The sequence below is a fragment of the Alcaligenes sp. HNGD-HTN06 genome (genome assembly GCF_049932565.1).
Lineage (GTDB): Bacteria > Pseudomonadota > Gammaproteobacteria > Burkholderiales > Burkholderiaceae_B > Alcaligenes > Alcaligenes ammonioxydans.
Map to the genome: position 1 here is coordinate 431,246 of NZ_CP187782.1, position 23,191 is coordinate 454,436.

The following is a 23,191-nucleotide window of genomic DNA, read 5'->3' on the forward strand; positions in this document are numbered from 1 at the left end:
GGCGAACCAGGTGCTTATAGCTGCGGTGCAGGTACGGCCCAGCCTTTGTCGGTCAGCACACTGTCCAGCCGTTGGTCGTGGGGGGCGGGCTGATAAGGCAGGCCCGACAGGTCGCCCACTGCCCAGGCAATACCAATGCTGGTAAAGGCATGGTTTTGCGCTTTTAGCGCCGCCAGGGTCCGGTCGTAGTACCCTTTTCCATACCCTAGGCGGTCGCCTTGGCGGGTGTAGCCCAAAGTAGGGACCAGGACAATGTCCGGTTGCAGGGTTTGGGAGGAGCTCGGGATTTCTATGCCGTAGCGCCCTTTTTCCATTTTCGTCTCGGGTGTCCACTGAACAAAGCTCAGGGGAGCGTCCGCTTCTTTGACGACAGGAAGACAGACATTGAGGCCTTCTTCTTCCACCCATTGAACCAGCAAAGGGCGCAGGTCCGGTTCGTCGGCCATTGGCCAGAAAGCTGCAATGGTGGTGGGTTCGGCACGGCCTTGTTCACGCAGGCGAGTGCGGTTGGTGGCCAGCCAGGTGAACAGGCGGCCCCGGATCAGCAGGGCACCCCGGTTGGTGTCAATGGAGGGCTGCCCGGCTCGCAGGTCTTTTAGTCGCGTGCGCAGCGCGGCTGCGTTATGCTCTACGTTCTGAATCATGGGTGATTTTCTAAAGGCCGTCACTATGGGTATCAACCAGCTAAAGTACCAGAAAACACCAGCTTGGGGCATGGCCGGCGCGCTTCCACGTCCGTCCTTGAGCGCCCTGGTGGTGTTCGCACTGGGTTTGGTCGGCTGTGCGGGTTCGCCCTCGCCGCAGGCCCAGACCCATTCCCCCGAAGCGACAATCACGAATCAAGCCGTACTTGTGCAGCCTGCCAAAGAGGCGGTACGGCGCTGGGATCGCGTCCCGCCTGTTCCGCCGGTGGCACGCCAGGCGCTGATCGACGCGCGGCAAGCCATGCAGGCCAAGCGCTGGAGTGCGCTTGACGCCCTGGCCCCCGTGGCAGCAGACGATCCCGTCCTGGGTTCCTATGCCCAATACTGGCGGCTGCGTCGCCTGTTACAGGACTCGACCACGCCGGTGCCAGACGAGCAAGTCCGTTTGTTTTTGGCCGGCAATCAAGACGAATACCTGGAAAATCGCCTGAAGTCTGATTGGATCGTGGCGGCAGCACGGGCAGGTAACTATGCGCTGGTGCGTGAACTGGCGCCCGTGCATGCGCCCAGCTCGGCGGTGAAGTGCGCTGTGGCGACAGCCCGGAACGTGGCCGGAGAGTCGGTCGATGTCGACGATCTGCTGGCTTCTTTTGCGCCCAGCCAGGCTTGCTGGTCCGCGCTGGATCAACTGTACGCCCGCAAAGTGATCAGCAAGAATCAGGTCCGTGACCTGATGCGGGACGCGCTTGAAAACAACCGTACTGCTCAGGCCCGACGCCTGGCGGCAATTATTTTCACCGCGCCGCAGATGAAGGATTACACCGCCTTGATGGCCTCGCCACAAAAATGGCTCGACCGTAATGTGAACAATAGTTCGGTCAATCCCGAACTGGTGTCGCTGGCCTTGTCTCGCCTGGCCCGCGGTCAGCGGGATTCGGCAGCAGCCTATATCGATCGCACCTGGGCGGGCAAGATTCCCCAGGAAAACCTGAATTGGGTCTGGGGCCAGTTTGGTCTGGTCAGTGCCTTGCGGGTGGAGGATGATGCGGCCAAATGGTATCGCCGCTCCGGTCGTACCCCCATGACGGATTACAACAACGCCTGGCAAGTGCGCGCCGAGTTGCGTCAGGCCACGATCGACTGGAAGCAGGTGGCTGCAGCCATCGATAAAATGAATGATGCGCAAAAGGCGGAGCCGGTTTGGGTGTACTGGTCAGGACGTGCGCATGCGGCCTTGGGACATAAAGACAAGGCTCGTGCCCTGTTTCAGTCCATTGTGGGAGACCTGGGCTTTTATGGGCAACTGGCAACCGAGGAGTTGGGGCTGACCCCGTCCTTGCCGGCGCAACCGCAGCCTTTGACGCCTCTGGATATGCAAGATGCTCGTACCAATGCGGGTCTGTTGCGCGCGGTGGAGCTGTTCAAGCTGGGCTGGCGTCCTGAAGCGGTTCCCGAGTGGAATTTCGCTTTGCGCGGCATGAACGACAGGCAGTTGCGTGCGGCGGCCGAGTTTGCCCGCGAGCAGCATATTTACGATCGGGTGGTCAACACGTCTTTGTTGACCAAGAACGAGATCGACTTCAGCCAGCGTTTTATTGCTCCTTTCGAGGGGCGCGTGACCGAGCAGGCCAAATCCATCAATCTGGACCCAGCCTGGGTGTATGGTCTGATTCGTCAGGAATCGCGCTTTATTACCGATGCCCGCTCGGGTGTGGGGGCGTCGGGCCTGATGCAATTGATGCCCGCCACCGCCAAATGGGTGGCCAACAAGATTGATATGCACGATTTCTCGCCGGCACGGGTGAATGAGTTCGAGGTAAACACGGTATTGGGTACCAACTACCTGAACATGGTTCTGGGTCAACTGGGCGGGTCACAGGTATTGGCCTCGGCAGGTTATAACGCGGGACCTGGCCGTCCCATTCAATGGCGTTCGCGTCTGAATGGCTCGGTTGAAGGGGCCATTTTTGCGGAAACCATCCCCTTTACCGAGACACGCCTGTACGTGAAAAATGTGCTGTCCAACGCGAACTACTACGCCATGATGTTCAGTGGCCGGCCTCATTCGCTGAAGGATCGCCTGGGTGTTATTGCTCCTGGCGGAACGACGACGGCGTCCTTGCCTTGATGATGGCCTGCTCCATGCTTGATGACAGACAACGTGCAGCCCTGGCGGCCCTGATGGGGCCGCCAGATCCGCTGCTGGCGGGCTTGCAGGTGTATGTGGTCGGCGGCGCGGTGCGTGACGCCTTGCTCGGTTTGCCGGCCGGCGACAAGGACTGGGTGGTGGTGGGCGCCCGACCCGAAGACATGGCTGCGCGCGGCTTTGTCCCGGTAGGCGGCGATTTTCCTGTGTTTTTGAATCCTCACAGCAAAGAAGAGTTCGCGCTGGCCCGGACTGAGCGCAAATCAGGTCGCGGCTACAAAGGCTTTACTTTCTACACGGGTACCGATGTCAGTCTGGCCGATGATTTGCGTCGTCGGGATCTGACCATCAATGCCATGGCGGTGGATGCAGCCGGCAATCTGCATGATCCTCTTAATGGGCTGGCAGATTTGCAGGCCCGCTTGTTCCGGCACGTTGGCACCGCTTTTAGTGAAGATCCCGTGCGCCTGTTACGCCTGGCACGCTTTGCTGCGCGCTTTGTCCAGTTCACGGTGGCTGATGATACCTGGGCCTTGGCGCGCGAGCTGGTGGAGCACGGCGAGGTTGACGAGCTCGTGCCCGAGCGTGTTTACCTGGAGGTGGCCAAGGGCCTGTCTGCCAGTCAGCCTGCCCGGATGTTTGAGGTGCTTCAGGAGGTGGGGGCGTTGGAGCGGATCATGCCCGCCCTGACCTACAACGAGCAGGTCGGTCAGCAGGTTCAGATCGCCCGAGATCGGCAGTTGGATCTGGCAGGATGCTTTGCCGTGCTGTGCCATGTTTCCGAGACGCCCGCACAGGTTGCTGAGCAGATACGTGCACCGTCTGAATGGCGTGACCAAGCCCGTTTATTGCCCGTTCTTTTAAGTAGTCCAGCCTTGTTGCAGCCCCGCTCGCAGCCAGAGTTCGCCTTGCAGGTCATGGAGTCTTTGGATGCTTTGCGTAAGCCTGATCGTTTCCAGCAACTGATTCAGGCCGCTGCCTGTTTGAAGGCCGTTCCCGAGCAGGATTGGGACACCTTGCGTCAGATTATGGCCAGTGTGGATGCAGGGGCTGTTGCTGCGCAACACAAGGCTGAACCTGGCAAAATCCGGGAGGCAGTGCGCGCTGCCAGACTGGCGGCCCTGGAGCAGTCGCTCTAGCGTTCCTTCGCTACAGGCCGTGTGCAGGTTCCCGCTTTGGCCGATGCAGCCCATCGATCGCTTAACTCGTCACCTTGTCTTCGCGACAAGGTGAAGGGTGATCCGCAGAATCACAGTCGTACTGCAGCCAAAGGACGGTTGGGCGCGCTTAACGGACGCTCAAGATGGCAGGGTCGATATCTTGCCATTTCATGGGCAGGGGTCCCGCCCCTGGGCAAGCGGCTTTCAGGGCTCGACAGGCAATGTGTTTACAGGCGCTCGCGTCGATCTCCGCTCATTGTTCCTAGTACCGGGGCCGGTATATCACGCCCGATAATCAGCACTTTGAACAACTCGCCCATTTCCGCCTCAGACAGCAGCTTGTTGGCAGCACTCATGGTCTGCGCCCATTGCTGCTGGGCGGCAGGGGAGGGATCGTCGGGAGGGGAGGCCAGGTAGTGCGTAATACCGCAGTTCATCAGGAACCGGGCCTGGCTGGTATAGCCCAGCACATCCAGCCCTGCCTCCAGAGCAGCGTCAGCCATGGCTGTGAAGTCCACGTGGGCGGTAATGTCTTGCAGACCCGCCAGCACCAGAGGTTCGGCATGGGCAAAATGACGGAAATGGCACATCAAGGTGCCTTTATCGCGTTGTGGGTGGTAGTACTCGCGCTGTGGAAACCCGTAGTCGATCAGAATGGCAGCGCCGTGCTTTAACCAGGTGCCCATGCTACGCACCCAGGCTTCAGCCTGCAGATTGATCTCGGACAGGTAAAAAGGCTGCGCCTGAACACGTTCGGCGACCAGCAACGCCAGATGCTCAGGAGCGGGGCGGGTTGCCAGATAGAAGGGCGCGGGCAGGCCCTGGGCGGTGCTGTCGTCTGCGGCAATGACGCCCACTTCCAGCACCTTGCCCTCTACGTCAAAGGTGAACAGGCTGACGGGCATGGCGTCCAGAACTTCATTGGCAATCACGCAGCCCTTGAAGCTATCAGGCGTGCTGTCCAGCCATTGCACTTGAGCCTGCAGGCAAGCCAGACGTTCTTGCTGGCGGGCGCGCAAATCAGGGGATACTTCCAGAATGAAATACTGCGGTTCGATGCCTTGCTGGCGCAGTTCGGTAATCAGCGCGTAAGCCAGGGCGCCGCTGCCCGCGCCAAACTCCAGAATGGACAGGGACTGGCTGCCTGCCAGGACTTCTTTGACCTGATGGCTCAGGGTTTGTGCAAACAGGGGCGAGAGCTCCGGCGCAGTGGTGAAGTCTCCTGTTGGCTGATTGCTGCCGAATTTGGTGCTGCCGCCGGTGTAATACCCCAGATGCGGTGCGTACAGCGCATGGTGCATCCATTGATCGAAGGGCAAAAAGCCGCCTTCATCTTCAATGCGCTCCAGCAGGTAGTGGTTGACCTGCGCAAGGTGCTTTTTCAGCTCGTCCGACAGTGGGGGCAGGCCGTGTGGCAGGGCGGGGGCGGACAGTACATTCATGGCGTCAGTGGGGCTTGTCGTTAGGGGTCTCGGAAGAAGCCGGGTTGGCGCTTCTTGCGCTGGCTTTTTTGGCCTGGGTCACTTGGTGCAGGGTGCGGATCATGCCCACCAGCATCCCAATCAGGATGGACGTGGCTGCAGCCAGGATGAAGTTGCCGTAGATAAACCATAGTGGCAGGCACAGAACGGCCATCAGCAATATGGGTTTTTGCAGCAGGACTTTCATACACCCTCAAAAAAATAGCGTGGAATCCGGGCCAATTGTAGCCCAGGCCAGCGGGGAGCTTGAGCTTGTCCCCCGCTGCGTTACCATGAGCGTTTTGTCTGCTGAGCAAAGAGGTAAGGATGAACGACAGGGGACAGGCCAGCGCCTGGTTACAGGCTTGGGCCCACTTGATTCCCAATCCGGGCACCGTCCTGGATGTGGCCTGTGGCCGGGGGCGCAATGCGCGCTGGCTGGCCCAGCGCGGCAATACCGTCATTGGTGTGGATCGGGACCCGGAGGCGGTAGCGGCTACCTCGCCCTACGGTGAAATTGTCCAGGCTGATATTGAAAATGCTCCCTGGCCGTTTGCGGGGCGCAAGTTCAACGCGCTGGTGGTGACCCGGTATCTGTGGCGTCCCTTGGTGCCGACATTGCTGGAGAGCCTGGAGCCGGGCGGGGTTCTGGTCTACGAAACCTTTGCGGTGGGGAACGAGCGCTACAACGGGCCACGTAATCCGGACTTCCTGCTGCAGCCTGGGGAGTTGCTGCGTTGGTGTGTCGACCTGGATGTCGTGGCTTATGAGCATGGTTTTCAGGCTGAGCCGGACCATATTGTTCAACGTATTGTGGCTGTGCGGCCGCGGGACGGGGGCTCGTTCAGTGACTACCGGCTCAATCCGTAAAAGAGGGGTGGCATCAGGTGTGAATTGCCGAGTCGGCAGGACCTTGCGTTTCGTCCCCTGTCCTAAAACAGATAGGTGCGGGCCAGCATGGATAGGGCGACCAGGGCAGTCAGAATGCTAAAGCCTTGCTGTAGACGCACAGGAGGAATACGGGGAGCCAGTTGTCGACCTATCATCATCCCACCCATGGCGGCGGCTACAAACACCCATCCGCTAAGAGGAATGACGGCCCCCTGAGCCAGGCTCATGCCGGAGGCGCTCAAGGAGATCAGGGCGATCAGCATCAGCGAGGTAGCGACAATGCTGTGCATGGACAGATCGCTAAAGCGTTTCAAGGCGGGGACGATCAGGAAACCGCCGCCTACCCCCAGCATGCCCGAGAACAAACCGGCCACTGCGCCAATGGCAGCCAAGGTGAACGTGCCAAGGGGTGTCCAATGCAGGCGCCCTGTTGTGGGGTTCACGCAGCAGGGTGTGTGGGCATGTTCCGTTACGGTGGGCCGCCGCAGCATCTTGGTGGCAATCCACAGCATGATGAGCACAAACAGGGTTACCAGTACCTTTTCCGGTAAAGCGTGGCTGATGCGCACGCCCAGTGACGTCACCAGCGCGCCCGTCACGGCCATGAAGACGGCTGCACGATAGCGCACGATATGTTTGTACAGGCCGTCCAGCGCACCCAGCAAAGCGGCCGCGCCCACGGCCAGCAAGGCGACGGGAGTGGCCGCCGTCATGCTGTAGCCCATGCCCAGCACCAGGGCGGGCACGGCCAGAATTCCCCCGCCTGCGCCTGTCAGGCCCAGCGACAGACCAGTGAGCATTCCCAGAATGATTGCAAGTACCATAAGCCAGAGGGCGTGATCCCCGTAAGGATCACGCCTTATACAAAAAGCGACGTAATGGCTTATTGTACGCTTTTAACTTCTTTTGGAAATTAGCTTATTTATAAAAGTAATTAACAAAGCCGATTTCCTGGTTTCTGCTTTAGCCCGAGTTACGCAGCCCTGCGGCAATGCCGTTAATTGTCAGGTGGATGACGTGTTGCTTATTGACACCACTGCGCGTTGGCTGACTGGCTTTTTGCCCTTGGCGGCGATGGCGGCGCAGCAGTTCCACCTGCAAGTGATTCAGCGGGTCAATATAGGCAAAGCGTTCGGTCAGGGCATCTCGCAGTGCCTGATCGTGCGCCAGCAGCTCATGACCGGTAATTTCACGGAACAGTCGGTGTGTGAGCTCGAACTCGTCGCGGATTTGCGTGAAGATGGTCTCGCGCAGCTCCGGGTCTTCGACCAGCCCGGCGTATTTCAGGCCGATGTCCAGGTCTGTTTTTGCCAGCACCTGTTCCATATTGGAGAGCAGGGTACGGAAAAATGCCCAGTCTCGTGCCATGGCTTGCAGCTGGGCCAGGCGCTTGGCACGGTTCAAGCCGTCATCGGGCAACCCTGATTCCAGGTAGCGATGCAAGGCGGTGCCCATGCCGTACCAGCCTGGAATGGGCAGGCGGCATTGTGCCCAGGAAAAACTCCAGGGAATGGCGCGCAGGTCTTCAATGCTTTGCGTGGCCTTGCGGGACGAGGGACGCGAACCAATATTCAGGCCGGCAATTTCCTTGATGGGCGTGGACTGGAAGAAGTACTGATCAAAATTGGGCGTGCCGTAGACGAGCTCGCGATAGCTTTGATGTGCCTGCTCGGACATCCAGGCCATGATTTCGCCGTAGGCGGCCAGATGTTCGTCATCATTCGGTGCCCCTTTGCGTGCGCCCAGACTGGCTTCCAGCGTCGCAGCGACAAAGAGCTCCAGATGCCAGCGCCCCACGTCTGCATCTTTGTACCGTCCCTGAATCATCTCGCCTTGCTCGGTCAGACGGATCTGGCCGTTCACGGTGCCCGGAGGTTGGGCCAGAATGGCGTCGAAGCTGGAACCACCGCCACGGCCTACCGAGCCGCCACGGCCATGGAACAGCCGCAGACGGATTTTGCGGCGCGAGAACACCTGGGCGAATTCACGTTCGGCACGGTACAAGGTCCAGTTGGAGGTCAGATAACCGCCGTCCTTGTTGCTGTCCGAGTAGCCCAGCATCACTTCCTGCACACTATCCTGGGCATGGCGTACACGCTGGCGTATTTCTGGCATGTCCAGCCATTCCTGCATGATTTGCGGGCCCCGTTCCAAGTCGGGGATGGTCTCGAACAGGGGAACGACCATCAAGCCCTGGTGTTCAGGCTCATCGGAGTTGGGCACGATCAGCCCGGTCTCCTGCTGCAATACCAGCACTTCCAGCAAGTCGCTCAGCGTTTCAGTGTGCGACACAATCGTCTGCTCCAGAGCCCGTGCGCCAAAGCGGCGACGACATTCGGCCGCTTTGCGTAGGATGGACAGTTCTTTTTCGGTTTCTTCCGAGTAGCGATACCAGGGCGAGACCAGGGGGCGGTGATGGCGCAGCTCGGAGCGCAGCAAGTGGACACGGTCCTCTTCGGACAACTGGCGGTAGTTGACCGGTTCGTCCTTGTACAGTGTGCCGGCCACGCGAAACAGCTCGTCCAGCACGCGTTCGTGGACATCGGAGCTTTGGCGCAAATCCAGGGTGGCCAGATGAAAGCCAAACACTTCCACGGCTTGAATCAATTCGTTCAAACGCAGGCCGGCAATGGCGCCGCCTTTGTTTTCTGCCAGCGAGTCCGCGATGATCTGCAAGTCGGCCTTGAACTCCTGGGGACTGGCGTAGGGCGGGGCGGCGTAAGTGGGGCGATCGGCCAGATCGCGACCTAGCAAGGTTTGCGCCGTGGCAGCCATACGGGCGTACAGATGGATGAAGCTGCGACGATAGGGCTCGTCCACCCGGTGTGGCGAGCGGTCCTGGCTGCTGGCCGACAAGGCCGCCAGGTCTTTGCTGACCCGATTTAACGCGTCGGACACCGAGATTTCCGTACCGAGCAGACGAATCTGTTCCAGATAATGCTGAAGGGCGCGGGTGGACTGACGCAGTACCGCCTGTTCAACTGTCTCCGGGCCTACATTGGGATTACCGTCACGGTCGCCACCAATCCAGCTGCCCATGCGCAAAAAAGCGGGCAGGGCGCGGGTTTTCTGATCCAGCAGACTTTTCTTGCCCGGTTCCAGCAGGCGGTCCAGATCGTGGTAGAGCTGGGGGATCGTAGGCAAAAAGGTGGAGCCGTAATAGGCCAGCGCATTGTCGATCTCGTCCAGGACGGTCAGCTTGTGATCGCGCAGCATGCGGGTTTGCCACAGCAGCGACACCAGACCGGTCAGCTTCTCCTGGGTGCGGGCCGATTGCGCGGCGCTGGCCTTGTGGTCCAGGCCGTTTAGCTCATCGGCAATCGCCATATGCACGGCCAGGGTACTTTGGCGCTGAACTTCGGTTGGGTGAGCCGTCAGCACCGGCATCACACATGCCTCTTGCAGATAACGGCGAATTTTCTTGGCGCTCAGGCCCTGATCCATCAGGGTCTGGATGGCGTGCTGCAGGCTGCCCAGCAATTTTTCCGGGTCCTGCTCTTCGCGGCGACGATTCTGGTCGCGGTCCTCGGCAATGTTGGACAAGTGCAGAAAGTAGGCAAAGGCACGGGCCACCGAGCGGGCCTGGGCATCGTTCAGCTTGGGAATGTCTTTTTCCAGAATCCGTGCTTGCTGCGGATCGTGTTCACGTCTGAAACTGACGGCAGCCCTGCGCAAGGCTTCAATCAGCGTGAAGGTCGCCTTTCCTTCGCTGTCACGAATCACCTCTCCCAGGGTCTTGCCAAGAAAGCGGATGTCCTGTCTGAGCAGGTTGGAAAGGTCAGGCACGGCCTGCGGCATAATAAATCTCCTGTTAAGTAAGGGGTTTTGCTGCAAAGGATTCTGGGTGCCAGATCGGTAGCTGCCCTATGGTAAGACGCCTGCCCGACCTTGACGCGCACAAAGCGCCTTGGGACGTTTATGATAGGTATCTTTACATAATTTTCCTGTTCAGAGAGTAGTCATGCCCCAATATCGCTCCCGTACCTCGACACACGGTCGGAATATGGCCGGCGCGCGTGCCCTGTGGCGCGCCACCGGTATGAAAGACGAGGATTTCTCCAAACCGATCATTGCGGTGGTGAACTCCTTTACGCAATTCGTACCGGGTCACGTACACCTGAAAGACATGGGTCAGTTGGTGGCCCGTCAAATTGAAGCGGTTGGTGGCGTGGCAAAAGAGTTCAACACCATTGCGGTGGACGACGGTATTGCGATGGGCCACGGCGGCATGCTCTATTCCCTGCCTTCGCGCGAACTGATTGCCGATTCGGTGGAGTACATGGTCAACGCGCACTGCGCCGATGCCATGGTGTGTATCTCCAACTGCGACAAAATCACCCCCGGCATGTTGATGGCCGCCATGCGTCTGAACATTCCCGTGGTATTTGTGTCGGGCGGACCGATGGAAGCGGGCAAGGTCTACTCGCCAGATGGCAAAACCGTGGTGCAGAAGCTGGATCTGGTCGATGCCATGATTCAGGCAGCCGATCCCAACGTGAGCGATGAACAGGCCGAAGCCGTGGAGCGTAGCGCCTGCCCCACCTGTGGTTCCTGTTCGGGCATGTTCACGGCCAATTCCATGAACTGCCTGACCGAGGCGCTGGGCCTGTCCCTGCCGGGTAATGGCACCATTGTGGCGACGCACGCGCGTCGCCAAGGCCTGTTTGAGCGCGCAGGCAGCCTGATCGTGGATCTGGCCAAGCGTTACTACGAGCAAGACGACGAATCCGTTCTGCCCCGCAACATCGCCACCTATCAGGCTTTTGAGAACGCCATGACGCTGGACGTGGCCATGGGCGGTTCCACCAACACCGTTTTGCACTTGCTGGCCGCAGCCCAGGAAGCCGGGGTGGAATTCACCATGGCCGATATCGACCGCATCTCGCGCCGTGTACCTTGCCTGTGTAAAGTTGCGCCTGCCACCCCCGAATACCATATGGAAGACGTACACCGCGCAGGTGGCATTATGGCGATTCTGGCCGAGCTGGCTCGGGCTGACCTGCTCAATCTGGACGTGGGCAACGTACACAGCGGCACCTTGCGTGAAGCCATCAAGCGTTGGGACGTCAAGGGCGACAACGTCAAAGCCATCAGTGACTTCTTCCGTGCTTCCCCTGGCGGCATTCCCACCCAAGTGGCCTTCAGCCAGGACCGCTACTATCAGGAACTGGACACCGATCGTGCCAATGGCTGTATTCGTGACAAGGCCCATGCTTACTCGCAAGACGGCGGGCTGGCCGTGCTGTACGGCAATCTGGCCATCAACGGGTGCATTGTTAAAACGGCAGGTGTGGATGAAAGCATCCTGACCTTCACTGGCACAGCTCGTGTTTACGAAAGCCAGGACGATTCCGTTGCCGCCATTCTGGACGGTGTGGTCAAGGCGGGTGACGTGGTCATCATTCGCTACGAAGGTCCCAAAGGTGGCCCCGGCATGCAGGAAATGCTGTACCCCACCTCCTACCTGAAATCGATGGGGCTGGGCAAAAGTTCGGCGCTGTTTACCGATGGCCGCTTCTCGGGCGGATCGTCCGGCTTGGTGATTGGTCATGCTTCCCCGGAAGCGGCCGAGGGCGGCAATATCGCCCTGGTACAAGATGGCGATACCATCGAAATCGATATCCCCAACCGTCGTATTCACCTGGCGATCAGCGATGAGGAATTGGCGGCACGCCGCGCCGAAATGGAATCGCGTGGTGCCAAGGCCTGGAAACCCGTGAACCGCGAACGTGTTGTGTCGCAGGCCCTGAAAGCGTATGCCGCGCTGGCTACTTCGGCAGACCGTGGCGCTGTGCGCGACGTGTCGCAACTGGATCGCTAAGCCCAATTAAGGTTTAGCTGATGAAACCCCATCTGTTCTGGCAGATGGGGTTTTTTTTTATGGTTTTGAGGGTGGGGGTGGTGTTGATCTTCGTATAAACGTAGCCCAAGCCCGCAGCCCCTGGCTCCAGGCGGATGGCTTGCCGATGCTGCGCACCGCTACCTTTGTCTGAGTTTGCCTTCGGGCGCACGCTGAACGCGCGCGATAGCTCATCTGCCGGACGTACTATAAGCGTCGCGCTTAAACAGCAGAGTGCGTGAATCCCGAAGACAGACTCCCCCTGCGACAAGCTGTCTGACTCGTCTGGAGCCAGGGGCTGCGGGCTTGGGCGGCTTTAGAGGAGCAACAGTCCCTGGTTTTCTGTTGTGTTGGACTTTCTGGCCCAGCACAGCTTGCTTACGCATTAAATAACGGGGGATGCCTCTCCCATCTGGCACAGTTTCTCCAGTCCTTTACAATCGAATTATTGTTCACTTTGTGTAGAGAGCCTGCGCCATGACTGATGATCAACGCGCTTTGCAAGCCAGTATTCGTGCGGAATTGGGAATGATGGATCATTTCGACGTTCAGCAGGAAATTGAACGTCGCGTCCGCTTTCTAAGTGACTATCTACTGCGCACCGGTTGCCGTAGCCTGGTCCTGGGGATTAGTGGGGGCGTGGACTCCCTGGCGGCAGGATGCCTGTCTCAGCGCGCTGTCGAGCAGGCGCGGGAGCAAGGCCATCAGGCGCAGTTTATTGCTGTCCGTCTACCCTACGGTGAACAGGCCGATGAGAAAGACGCGCAAGGAGGCCTGAAGGTCATCAATCCCGATCAGACGCTGGTTGTGAACGTGAAGCCTGCCTCGGATGCCATGCTGGAACAGTTGCTGGCCTCCGGCCTGACATTTCGTGATGCGGCGCAACAGGACTTTTTGATGGGCAATATCAAAGCTCGCCAGCGCATGGTGGCTCAGTATGCCATTGCCGGGGCCAGGGGGGGGCTGGTGGTCGGTACCGATCACGCCGCAGAGGCCTTGATGGGGTTTTTTACGAAATTCGGTGATGGCGCCGCAGACATTACCCCCCTGGCGGGCTTGAACAAACGACGTGTACGTGCTCTGGCCTCCGCGATGGGGGCCCCTGATGATTTGGTCTTTAAAGTCCCGACCGCCGACCTGGAAAGCCTGACTCCCTTGAAGCCGGACGAGGACGCCTTTGGAGTCAGCTATGAGCAGATCGATGACTTCTTGGAAGCTAAAGTCATTGATGACGAGGCGACACAGATCATCATCAAGACATTCCGTGCATCGGCGCATAAACGCGCCTTGCCGGTGGCGCCCTGATCGGGGAGGATAAGGGATGATCGGCCTGCGCTTACCGACTCTCGTGCTGAGAGAGGCCCACTTCCCGGACTGATAAACACAATAAAACGCCCAACGGCATGGTGCCTTAGGGCGTTTTTACGTCTGCCTGGATAGCGGGGTGAGTCCAGCTTCCCAAGCCTCCTGTCCGCCTATCGGTATACCAGACCCTGCTTGGTGAAAGAAGCGTTTAAGCGGTTTCACAGCAGCAGGAGTAGACTTGGCAAAACGTGGTGCGAAGCAGAACACACGAAGGGCAAAGAGCCGCCTCGCTCAAGTCAGGTAGCCTTCCCCTTTCATACTGCGACAACCCCCGTTCTGATGAGTCTTGACCTGTGCGGATCGCGCCTGCAGCCCCAACCCTGTCATAAGCTGAAGAACCGTGATCAGCTTGTTGTAAGAAACGGGTATTCCTTGGCCTGCGATCATGCTATCGTCAAAAAAACTTTCGGGCACCGACCCATGCCCAGACCAATAGACAAGAGGGTCTCCACCGTTTATGCAACCCGTCTTACCCGCATTTCTCATCGCTCGCTGGCTATTGCTGCTCTTGCTGGCCGCAGGCGTCTATTTTTTGAAGGGATTTCTGGTCCCTGTTCTGGCCGCACTTATCATTGGCCTGGCCGGTTGGCCTTTATATAAACGCTTGGTCGTCCGGTGCAATGGACGTAACGCATTAGCCGCCACCCTGGCCTTGCTGGTCGTCATCGTCGTGCTGGTTGTGCCCTTATCCCTGGCCTTGTCCTTTGCCATTCAGGAAGCCAGCAGCTTTATCACCTGGGCGCTGGCCGCCAACCGCTACGGCACACCCACGCCCGAGTGGATCAAGGCCATGCCACTGGTGGGCGAACGTCTGACCGCGTATTGGCAGCTCTATCTAGGCGAACCCCATGCACTGGGGGAACTGGTGGAAATGGTCAGCGGCCAGCATCTGGGCAATATCTACCGCATGGTGCTTTCCGCCACCGGCAACGTGTTCCACTTGTTGCTGACCGTATTGTTCATGCTGATCACGCTGTTTTTTATTTTCAAAGATGGCGACCGCTTACTGGCTCAGCTGGACATCGTGGGCGAACGCATCCTGCCGGGTCGCTGGCAGCGTTTCTCCCGCGTCGTGCCCGCAACCGTGAACTCCACGGTCACCGGCATGGGTCTGATTGCCTTGGGAGAGGGCGTAGTCCTGGGGATTGCCTATTGGATTGCGGGTGTGCCGTCACCCGTATTACTGGGCGTTATCACCGGTTTCATGGCGCTGATTCCCGGTGGCGCACCCTTGTCCTTCACCCTGGTCTCGCTTTATCTGGTCGGTTCAGGCCACCTGGTTGCGGGCGTCAGCCTGTTTCTGTGGGGCGCAATCGAACTGTTCATTGTGGATAAAACGCTAAGACCTCGCCTTGTCGGCGGCCCGGTAAAACTGCCTTTTCTGCCCACCTTCTTTGGTCTGGTGGGCGGGGTTCAAACCATGGGTATTGTGGGTTTATTCATCGGCCCGGTTTTGATGGCCTTACTGGTCGCGATCTGGCGTGAGTGGATACGTAACGGACAGGTGGCCGCTGCGGACTAGCCCCTTCACGCCGAGCAGAAGACGGAGCAGGCCAGGGCAATGCACCTGGCCTGTTTTTTTGCAGGCCTAGGAAGGTGAATCAGACCAGGCCGGGCAGAACTCAGGCCTTGTGAAAAGGGCTTGTCATAACTTAAGCAACTGTGACAAAGCGGGCGGAAAAGATGCAATAAAAGGGGAGTTGGACAGAAGATCGGCCGAGCTGGCGCTGAAACAAAAAAAATTGCCTGGGTACTTGCCAAAATCTTCAAAAATCTGCGTATAATAACAATCTTTCCTTCCAAGCCTGGATTCCCAGGTTGCCATACCTAGCCCGGGTGGTGAAATTGGTAGACGCAGGGGACTCAAAATCCCCCGCCGCAAGGCGTGCCGGTTCGATTCCGGCCCCGGGCACCACTCAAAAATCTCTAGTGTTTACAAGCACTTAGCGCGATTCAAGTCATAGCCCCAGTACTGGGGGATTTTCCTCAAAGTTCGCTTAGGTACAGTTTCGGTACACTGACGCAGCGCAATGCGTTCGACGGAGCATGTATGGCGACGATTGTTAAGACACCCTCTGGCACTTGGAAAGCACTTATTCGCAAGACGGGTTGGCCCCCTGTAGCCAAAACATTTTGTACTAAGCGCTGAATGGGGACTCGTATTGCTGCATCGAAGGTGAAATAGAGCGTAGTGCTTATATTTTGCACCTTTGTTGACACTATATCGCTACGCTTCTTATCGCTATCCCAGCCGGTGCCATGGTCATTACCTCCAAAGTCATGCTGACTGTCATGCTGGGTATCGGCCCCTTTTTCATCGCAATGCTGATGTTTCCGGTGACGGCCAAGTGGTTTGATAGCTGGTTTGGGCAGGTGATGACCCCCATCATGCAGATCGCTTTGGTGTCCACTGTCCTAGGCATGGGGACGAAGTTTTTCAGTTCGCTTACAGCCAAGGTGTTGGCAGTGACTACTGATCACCCGATGGCTACCATGCTTGAAATCCTTATCGTTACGGGCGTGACGCTCTTTTTGTTGCAGAGGGCATATGCGGCCGAAGCAGCCTTGGCCGGTGGCATTTCTTCGGCTGGCATCAGTCTGCGAGATGTTGCCCAGGCAGCAGCATCGCCTGTGACTCATGGGCTAAACAGACAAAGTACAAGACGAGACCTGCAAAGCGGACAAATGGTCACAGCTGGTCGTTTGAACCACCTTGCAGCGGGGAACTCGATACTTAATTCCGCCTACCGTCAGCACGTTATAGAAAGGCTACAGAAAACCCAGTGGGGCCGCCAAGGTGGCACTGCGAGCAAAGGAGATTAGCGATGTTTACGATTAATGAGCACCACGCCCTGCTACGTCTCATGCGGGTGTCGATGGGAGGCGTTCCCGATAGCAAACCCATTGCTCACTGGCTACAGCAATGGGATCGCATGAATGATCCAGCATCTTTAACTGCGTTGCAGGCTGATCTTGTCTTTAGCCGCGCTAGAGACGTTGAGGAAATAACTCTGGCTGCAAATCGCACTGGAGCCAAACCCTCCACCCTCGGTCGCCGTGAGTACGAAAACTTTATGGAGATCATTGCTCGCTCATACCCGTTACCAAGCCAGGAGCATGAACGCTAACAGGATTTGAGTCGTGTAGTGCCTGGAGCAACCCCCTTCGGGTTGCATACCGCGTCCGACCTTGCCGGACAGGCTGCGGGGGCAGGGTCAGCGGCTTTGCCTTGCTCCTACCCCTTGCCAACAGGCTCTAAAGCATCCATGCGCATCAAGGGTGAAGGCTGCGCCCAACATCCTCACCCGGTCGCCCTGGTGGGCGCTGCGGCTTCCGGGGTTGCCCTTGACACCCATAGACGCCAATCACGGTCGGAAACCTCTTTGCTCGTCGGATTGGGGATTCCTTGGTCATGACCAAGAAACGGACTGGGTAAGGACTATTGCAGGATAGGCTAACCGCCGGGGAACTATACGTATAGTTTGTGAAACCAGATGATTTCGGTCATTTTGAGGGGTATGTAAGGCTATGAGTGAACAGAAAGAAAGAGGGCCGTCACTTCGTATGGACGTTTACCTAGGCGATCTAAAAACCCCTTGGGTCGCATACTGTGCATCCGTAGGTAAAAAGCCAGGTGCTGCGTTGCGTGAAGCGATTGAAAAACAACTTGCAGGGTTACAAGCTGGCAAGCCACGAACTGTTTTTAAGCCAGTGGAGGAAGTTCAGCATGAAGCGAAAAAACGCTTTGAAATTATGTTGACTGACTCTGAAAGAGAAGCGCTTGCGACAAGAGCAAAGGAAGAAAACACTTCTGGACGCCAGTTTGTGATTGATGCGTTACGAGCAGTCCTTACCCATGAGCCACAGCTTTCAATGAAAGAGATTGAGATTTTGGGAGAGTCCAACTTTCAACTTTTGGCAGTGGGCCGGAATTTAAACCCGATTGCTCGGCGCTTGAATGAGGGTAAACACGACCCCGTCACGGCTGCACACATTGAAGAGCTTAAAACTCTTATCGACATGCACGTTCAGAAGGCTAGTGACTGCATTAGGGCAAATATAGAGCGGTGGAATTTCAGGTGAACGGCCGGTTAGCACTGTACTGGAACCATGTCCATCGGTGGAAGCGACCGTGTTGTGTGCTCAGCTCTTTCAATATATACTGCAACATCCTTACGCGTATGGGCAGATTATGCATTTGTCCTTGTCGGGCGCTTAGCCAGACACTCATTTATTGAGGATATTTAGGTTGCGTCAAACACGCGCTTAACGATCCTTCGCACAAGCATCTCAGGAGCGTTAAGCGCGTGTTTGACGCATCCTTTAGGTAAGGAAATTTTAAAACGGCCTCATTTGAGGCCGTTTTTTTGCAACATAACAGGCCATGAAGTTTGATGATCAACTTATAGAGGAGTTCCAGAACTTCGATCATTCGAAGTTTACTGTCTCTTTCCTTCCACCTAGGGTTTTTCTTTGTGGCGGGCCTATTGATGTGAACGCTGTTATTCCTATCAGCGCACGCCAACGTTTAATTGCATATTTCTCGGCTCATGACAATGATTTTCACAAGGTGTGCATCCAAGCCGAAGACTTCAAGGATTATTTCAAGGAAGGTGCGTACTCTGATCTTTTAGAGTTTGAAGCTGATATTGCAAACATCGCAACATTAATAATTATTTGTTTAGAAAGCCCTGGTTCGCTTGTCGAGCTTGGGCTTTTTTGTATGGATCCGAATACCGTTGGAAAGTTGCTTGTGTTAGCTCCTCAAGAGAAGTTGGATAAAGAAGATTCATTTATTTTTCTTGGCCCTTTGCAAAGTATTAAACGAACAAACCCAGACTCCGTGCTTGTATACCCATGGCCAACAGAAGATGTATTAGAGTATGAGCACATCAACATTATGGCCAACGATGTAAAGCGAAAGTTAGATAAAATGCTGAAAACCCAAAGGTTTTCAATAGAAAACTCCGCTCACATCGCCTTATTGATTCAAGATATCATTGTTTTGGCACACCCTATAACATTTACGGAAATTGAACTTGCGTTAGCAGCATTCAATATTGATATTGATAGTGCCTCTGTTAGTCGGTTGTTGTATCTTCTTGAGAAAGTTAATCTTATTGATCATATGACATACAGTCACGTCAAATATTATTTTAATAAAGAAGAAAGTGCTCGCCGAATAAAATTTGGTACTGATTTAAAGGGGCGGACTAGAGATACACCAGCAATTGTTATGGCATTTCGAAAAACTTATGTGATGGCTGATGACGAGCAATCAAGAAAAAGATCTTTGGTTCTGAAGCAAATTCATAAGCTAAAGCAGGAGGTGAAATGAATTTACTTTCCAAGCTAACCGAAAAACTTATGATGACAGAGGGCGAGTTATTGCGTTTTGTGATAACAATGCCAAGGAGATATAAAAAGTACTTTATACCAAAGAGAAACTCCATTGATTTTCGACTGATCGCCCAACCTTCTCAAGAAGCAAAATTCATTCAAAGAGTCATCATCGAGGAGTTAAGAGTTTTTTTAGATGTCCATAATGCAGCAACAGCCTATGAAAAGGGTACAGGCATTAGATTGAATGCTCTTCGACATGTGAATAGTCGGTATCTGCTGAAGATGGACTTTAAGAATTTCTTCCCTAGCATTACCCCGGATTTGCTCTTCATGGCATTGAGTGATTACGGCGTTCAATGCGATGAAATAGATCGCATTCTTCTGGAGAATGCTCTTTTCTTTAGGAGTACCCGACGCAGTAGATTGAGGCTAAGTATTGGAGCGCCAAGCTCACCATTTATATCAAACTTCATTATGAATAAGTTTGATGAGAAAATGGCCGAGTACTGTCAGCAAAGAAATATTTCGTATACTCGTTATGCTGATGATTTGACGTTCACATGTAGAGAGAAAGGTATTCTTTTTGATGTGCCCGCTGTCGTAAAAAAACTGTCATGGGAGCATTGTCATAGAAAAATAAGGGTAAACAGTTCAAAAACGGTATTTTCATCTAAGGCATTTAATCGGCATGTGACTGGCGTTGTTTTGACCAATGATAATCAGTTGTCAATAGGGCGGAATCGAAAACGTGAAATTGCTTCTCTTATTAATTCATTCAGAAATGGACGCCTTGATTGTGATGAAACATTGAGATTAAAAGGCCTCTTGTCACATGCATATCATATTGAGCCGGGTTTTATCTTGAGAATGAAGTCCAAGTACTCGAATGAGGTTGTCGATTCTATATTTTATGCAAGCCATAGCTGAATTTGAAAATATGAAAAACAGAAGATTTTCAATTATTATGATTTAAATAATCTGCCAAATATTAGTTATCATCCGTATGATTTTTTTCTCTATTTTTATATAAGCTATCAATTATTTCTTGGAGTGTGATTTCACCATCGATAAACCTCTCAGCTTCTACCAAAACATCTTTTGGCACTTCAAACCCTTCCAGTTCTACCGAAGCCTTAGCCGCTTCTGAAGCTGCCCTACGGTTAATCTTGTTCAGATCACATCATCCTCATTCAAGTAGCCATGAACCCATAGCCTACAAACAAGAAACAATCATCGCGATTACGAGCAGAAAACGCAGTATCTTACGTCCTGGCCTAGAGCATTTACATGGGCTACGTGCATAAGCAACCATGCAGCGATCTCAAAACCACATCTCTCCTCCCGCCTTGTTAGCTATGAAGCAGCTGCGTAGATGTACCAAACCACCTCTGATTTCGGTACAGTATCGGTACAGTGAGTAGTTTTTACTAAATTGCGTTAAGTTGGCTAACCCACTGATTCTTAAGTTGTTTATGGTGTTATTATATCAACTTAAGGTGAGCGGTTTTACCTCACAAAGCACTGTTTCTTCGCGACTCAAAATCCCCCGCCTAAAAAACACCCATCCCCTCCCACCCTCCTGGTAGTTAGTATCCCTGACCCTTGAATTAGCCTCCCCTCAGCGATCTCCCCCTTCCAGGCCGGCTCTGTGAAAAAGTAATAATCTTTAAAAAAAGAGCAGTGGGTTGGGCTGGTACGTTTTCGCTTATTCCTTATGCTGGCCTTGTCATCTCAATGAACCAGGAACTCGTACACTAGTGGTCTTTAGCGTCACAGGGTTTGCTGCTTAAGACTGGCAATTCTCGTGTGTCTCTTTAGCCCTTCCTCTTATTTGGACACAGCGCATGGCCGGTCGTGACAGGAGAATAAAGCTGCAATGAACCGTTGGATTCCGTCGCGACAGGCGTCATTAGAGTCTGGGAATGGCTCCGCTCTGGAGGTGTTCTGGGCCTTCCTGAAATTAGGCCTGACTTCGTTCGGCGGCCCTATTGCCCATCTTGGGTATTTCCGTGCGGAGTTCGTCGAGCGCCGGCGCTGGATGGACGATCGCAGCTACTCTGATCTGGTGGCCTTGTGTCAGTTTCTGCCGGGTCCGGCCAGCAGTCAGGTGGGGATGGCGATTGGCTTGGGGCGGGCTGGCTGGATGGGTTTGCTGGCTGCCTGGACGGGGTTTACCTTGCCGTCCGCGATTGCCTTGATTCTGTTCGCCTTGGGTTTGGCCGGGCAGCAGGGGATCGCGCAGTCCCCGTGGGTTCATGGGCTCAAAATTGTAGCGGTGGCCATTGTGGCTCAGGCGGTGCTGGGTATGGCCCGTTCCTTATGTCCTGATCGGGGCAGGGCGGGGTTGGCGATTCTGGCCGCTTTGCTCAGTCTCTTGCTGCCTTCTGCGTTCGGGCAGGTGCTGGCGATTGCGGTCACGGGCTTGTTGGCCTGGTGGAGGCTGGATTCTGTGCAGGCCGGTGCTATGCAGGCCCATTCGTATCCAGTGTCACGTACGGTCGGGACGGCGGCGTTGGTGCTCTTTGCGGGTCTGTTGATGGTTTTACCGGTGTGGGCAGCAGTCAGTGCTTCGTCCACGGCGCAACTACTGGAAGGGGTGTACCGTTCCGGGGCTTTGGTGTTTGGTGGTGGGCACGTGGTGTTGCCTTTGCTGCAGGCTGCGGTCGTACCCAGTGGGCTCGTCAGTAATGCCGATTTGATGGTGGGGTATGGCGCTGCCCAAGCAGTTCCAGGGCCATTGTTTACCTTTGCGGCTTATATCGGCGCGATGGCTCAAGGCCCCTTGCACGGGTGGCTGGGCGGGCTGGTCTTGTTGGGGGTTATTTTTGTTCCGGCCTTGCTGATTCTGATCGGGGTCTTGCCTTTTTGGCAGGGTTTGCGACACAGGGCGGGGATTCGCACGGCGATGGCCGGGGTGAATGCGGGTGTAGTGGGCATTTTGGGCGTGGCTCTGTATGACCCGGTGTGGACCAGTGCCATTCATACTCGGGCGGATTTTGGGCTGGCTTTGCTCTTGTTTGGTTTGCTGACAGTAGGACGTGTGCCGCCCGCCCTGGTCGTGCTTCTGGCGGGGCTGGGGGCATCGTTGCTGGCCGTGTTCTGATAGAGCTTCAGTGGGGTTGCGGCACGCTTGCTTCACACCCGCCTCGGGCGGGCCGAACGGGTTAAAAGTCGCCCTGCGGTCAGTCTTGTTCTGAGGGCAGGGACAACAATTTCGCGGTTTGGGAACGCTTTGTGCTGGGTATCCATCGCTTGTCGCCGTTGCGACAGGGTAAACCGACTGGAGGATCTCATGGACACCACTCACTCACGTGCAAGCAAACATTTAATGGACTGGCTGCGGGATGCGCATGCGATGGAAGAACAAGCTGAAACAATGTTGAACAGCATGCTCTCGCGTGTCGAGCATTATCCCGAACTGCATCAGCGCATTCAGCAGCATATTGAAGAAACCCGGACTCAGCAGGGCTTGGTGCGTCAGTGCATTGAGCGGCGCGGTGGTGACACATCCCTGCTTAAGGATCTGGGCGGCAAGGTCATGGCAACCTTTCAGGGGTTTTCGGGGATGTTTGCGTCTGACGAGGTGGTCAAGGGCAGCATGTTCAGTTTTGCCTTTGAGAGTCTTGAAATTGCCGCCTACAGCCAGATCAAGGAAGCGGCTGACTATTTGGGGGACGTCGAGACGGCCGCCGTTTGCCAACAGATTCTGGAGCAGGAACGTGCCATGGCCCATTGGCTGGAAGTGCATTCCCCTGAGTTGGTACGGGTCTTTCTGGCTCGGGCCGATGAGGGCCACCCCCAGGCAAAGCGTTGACACACGACAAAGGAGGCGAGCGGCGCCCGGTTTGCTGGTCTGGCTGGGCGGGGGCGATGCAAATTTGCCATAGATACGCTGCTTGCCTGAATTTGCCTGCAAAACCTGATTGTTGGAGGCTTATATGAATACATCACGCCAAGATCGCCGGGCATTGCCAACGCAACCCGAGGCCCCAGAACCCAGCCGTGAATCTCAAGCGGATATTGCAAGGCGGGTGCAGGAAGATTTGAAAGAAGTAAATAAGCAGAGTCAGGACAGGACACCAAGCAAAACGGGTGATCAGAAGGCGACGCAGTTTGACGGCTCTCCCAAGCCAAAGCATGACCCTAGCCCCAACTGGTTCAAACCAAAAGATGATACCCCTGCCATTTTGCCCAAGCGCCACGGGCCCAAGAACCCCGACTGAGATTCCCGGCTAGCCCTTGACTGGATAAACGCAGCCTAGGGGGGCTGTAGGGCAAGGGGCAGGGTGACATTCCAAGCCGTGGCTGCACAGATAAGGCGAAATGCTGGGGCCTTCACTGTG

General features: G+C 55.7%; 20 protein-coding genes, 1 tRNA gene and 1 pseudogene. 16 read left to right on the forward strand and 6 right to left on the reverse strand.

Going from position 1 to position 23,191, the window contains the following annotated elements; genetic code table 11:
* Positions 1-14 precede the first annotated feature (14 nt).
* Complete coding sequence (locus tag ACOZ42_RS01970; protein WP_003804239.1) at positions 15-644, reverse strand: 5-formyltetrahydrofolate cyclo-ligase; 630 nt, start codon at positions 642-644, stop codon at positions 15-17.
* Between ACOZ42_RS01970 and ACOZ42_RS01975 the strand changes: the two genes are divergently transcribed.
* Positions 643-2,772 (forward strand): lytic transglycosylase domain-containing protein, encoded by a 2,130-nt coding sequence (locus tag ACOZ42_RS01975; RefSeq protein ID WP_003804237.1) that lies wholly within the window; start codon positions 643-645, stop codon positions 2,770-2,772. The two genes, ACOZ42_RS01970 and ACOZ42_RS01975, sit on opposite strands and share 2 nt — an antisense overlap.
* Positions 2,773-2,786: 14 nt before the next feature.
* Entirely contained in the window at positions 2,787-3,929 is a 1,143-nt protein-coding gene (locus ACOZ42_RS01980; protein WP_235587698.1) for a tRNA CCA-pyrophosphorylase, read from the forward strand.
* 248 nt (positions 3,930-4,177) lie between these two features.
* Here ACOZ42_RS01980 and ACOZ42_RS01985 read toward each other — a convergent pair whose 3' ends face one another.
* Both ACOZ42_RS01985 and ACOZ42_RS01990 read right to left on the reverse strand, forming a co-directional pair.
* A complete protein-coding gene (locus tag ACOZ42_RS01985) occupies positions 4,178-5,392 on the reverse strand; it encodes a class I SAM-dependent methyltransferase (protein WP_003804229.1) in 1,215 nt (404 codons plus the stop codon).
* A 4-nt stretch (positions 5,393-5,396) separates the two neighbouring features.
* Positions 5,397-5,618 carry a hypothetical protein gene (locus ACOZ42_RS01990; protein ID WP_003804227.1) on the reverse strand — a complete coding sequence of 74 codons (222 nt, stop codon included), beginning with the start codon at positions 5,616-5,618 and terminating at the stop codon, positions 5,397-5,399.
* Positions 5,619-5,737: 119 nt separating this feature from the next.
* Here ACOZ42_RS01990 and ACOZ42_RS01995 point away from each other — a divergent pair, with 119 nt between their 5' ends.
* Positions 5,738-6,280 carry a class I SAM-dependent methyltransferase gene (locus ACOZ42_RS01995; protein ID WP_219235542.1) on the forward strand — a complete coding sequence of 181 codons (543 nt, stop codon included), beginning with the start codon at positions 5,738-5,740 and terminating at the stop codon, positions 6,278-6,280.
* A 62-nt stretch (positions 6,281-6,342) separates the two neighbouring features.
* Here ACOZ42_RS01995 and ACOZ42_RS02000 read toward each other — a convergent pair whose 3' ends face one another.
* Positions 6,343-7,125: a sulfite exporter TauE/SafE family protein gene (locus ACOZ42_RS02000; protein WP_039943810.1), complete on the reverse strand. Its 783-nt coding sequence runs from the start codon at positions 7,123-7,125 to the stop codon at positions 6,343-6,345.
* Between the two features lie 139 nt (positions 7,126-7,264).
* Positions 7,265-10,099 carry a phosphoenolpyruvate carboxylase gene (ppc, locus tag ACOZ42_RS02005; protein ID WP_131071230.1) on the reverse strand — a complete coding sequence of 945 codons (2,835 nt, stop codon included), beginning with the start codon at positions 10,097-10,099 and terminating at the stop codon, positions 7,265-7,267.
* Positions 10,100-10,262: 163 nt separating this feature from the next.
* Between ppc and ilvD the strand changes: the two genes are divergently transcribed.
* The 10 genes and pseudogenes from ilvD to ACOZ42_RS02055 all read left to right on the forward strand — a co-directional run bounded on the left by ilvD (position 10,263) and on the right by ACOZ42_RS02055 (position 19,775).
* Positions 10,263-12,122: a dihydroxy-acid dehydratase gene (gene ilvD, locus ACOZ42_RS02010; RefSeq protein ID WP_131071231.1), complete on the forward strand. Its 1,860-nt coding sequence runs from the start codon at positions 10,263-10,265 to the stop codon at positions 12,120-12,122.
* A gap of 495 nt (positions 12,123-12,617) precedes the next feature.
* Positions 12,618-13,445, forward strand: coding sequence for an ammonia-dependent NAD(+) synthetase (gene nadE / locus ACOZ42_RS02015; RefSeq protein WP_426345487.1), 828 nt, complete (start codon positions 12,618-12,620; stop codon positions 13,443-13,445).
* A gap of 517 nt (positions 13,446-13,962) precedes the next feature.
* Positions 13,963-15,027, forward strand: coding sequence for an AI-2E family transporter (locus ACOZ42_RS02020; RefSeq protein WP_003804212.1), 1,065 nt, complete (start codon positions 13,963-13,965; stop codon positions 15,025-15,027).
* Between the two features lie 308 nt (positions 15,028-15,335).
* Positions 15,336-15,420, forward strand: a tRNA-Leu gene (locus ACOZ42_RS02025).
* Positions 15,421-15,555: 135 nt separating this feature from the next.
* A pseudogene (locus ACOZ42_RS02030) lies at positions 15,556-15,651 on the forward strand (site-specific recombinase); the annotation flags it as partial.
* Between the two features lie 113 nt (positions 15,652-15,764).
* Positions 15,765-16,328 (forward strand): type IV secretion system protein, encoded by a 564-nt coding sequence (locus ACOZ42_RS02035; protein ID WP_426345488.1) that lies wholly within the window; start codon positions 15,765-15,767, stop codon positions 16,326-16,328.
* A 2-nt stretch (positions 16,329-16,330) separates the two neighbouring features.
* A complete protein-coding gene (locus ACOZ42_RS02040; RefSeq protein ID WP_086059791.1) occupies positions 16,331-16,633 on the forward strand; it encodes a hypothetical protein in 303 nt (100 codons plus the stop codon).
* Positions 16,634-17,033: 400 nt separating this feature from the next.
* The gene (locus ACOZ42_RS02045) at positions 17,034-17,588 is read left to right on the forward strand and encodes a plasmid mobilization relaxosome protein MobC (RefSeq protein ID WP_426345489.1); all 555 of its coding nucleotides are present in this window, start codon (positions 17,034-17,036) and stop codon (positions 17,586-17,588) included.
* A 301-nt stretch (positions 17,589-17,889) separates the two neighbouring features.
* Positions 17,890-18,843 (forward strand): retron St85 family effector protein, encoded by a 954-nt coding sequence (locus tag ACOZ42_RS02050; RefSeq protein ID WP_426345490.1) that lies wholly within the window; start codon positions 17,890-17,892, stop codon positions 18,841-18,843.
* Entirely contained in the window at positions 18,840-19,775 is a 936-nt protein-coding gene (locus ACOZ42_RS02055) for a retron St85 family RNA-directed DNA polymerase (protein ID WP_426345491.1), read from the forward strand. The genes ACOZ42_RS02050 and ACOZ42_RS02055 overlap by 4 nt, the downstream gene beginning before the upstream one ends.
* A gap of 61 nt (positions 19,776-19,836) precedes the next feature.
* Here ACOZ42_RS02055 and ACOZ42_RS02060 read toward each other — a convergent pair whose 3' ends face one another.
* Positions 19,837-19,953 (reverse strand): hypothetical protein, encoded by a 117-nt coding sequence (locus tag ACOZ42_RS02060; RefSeq protein WP_426345492.1) that lies wholly within the window; start codon positions 19,951-19,953, stop codon positions 19,837-19,839.
* A gap of 771 nt (positions 19,954-20,724) precedes the next feature.
* Between ACOZ42_RS02060 and chrA the strand changes: the two genes are divergently transcribed.
* The 3 genes from chrA to ACOZ42_RS02075 all read left to right on the forward strand — a co-directional run bounded on the left by chrA (position 20,725) and on the right by ACOZ42_RS02075 (position 23,071).
* The gene (gene chrA / locus ACOZ42_RS02065; protein WP_426345493.1) at positions 20,725-21,951 is read left to right on the forward strand and encodes a chromate efflux transporter; all 1,227 of its coding nucleotides are present in this window, start codon (positions 20,725-20,727) and stop codon (positions 21,949-21,951) included.
* A 189-nt stretch (positions 21,952-22,140) separates the two neighbouring features.
* Complete coding sequence (locus ACOZ42_RS02070; protein ID WP_426345494.1) at positions 22,141-22,662, forward strand: ferritin-like domain-containing protein; 522 nt, start codon at positions 22,141-22,143, stop codon at positions 22,660-22,662.
* A gap of 124 nt (positions 22,663-22,786) precedes the next feature.
* Positions 22,787-23,071, forward strand: coding sequence for a hypothetical protein (locus ACOZ42_RS02075; RefSeq protein ID WP_426345495.1), 285 nt, complete (start codon positions 22,787-22,789; stop codon positions 23,069-23,071).
* Positions 23,072-23,191: the final 120 nt, after the last annotated feature.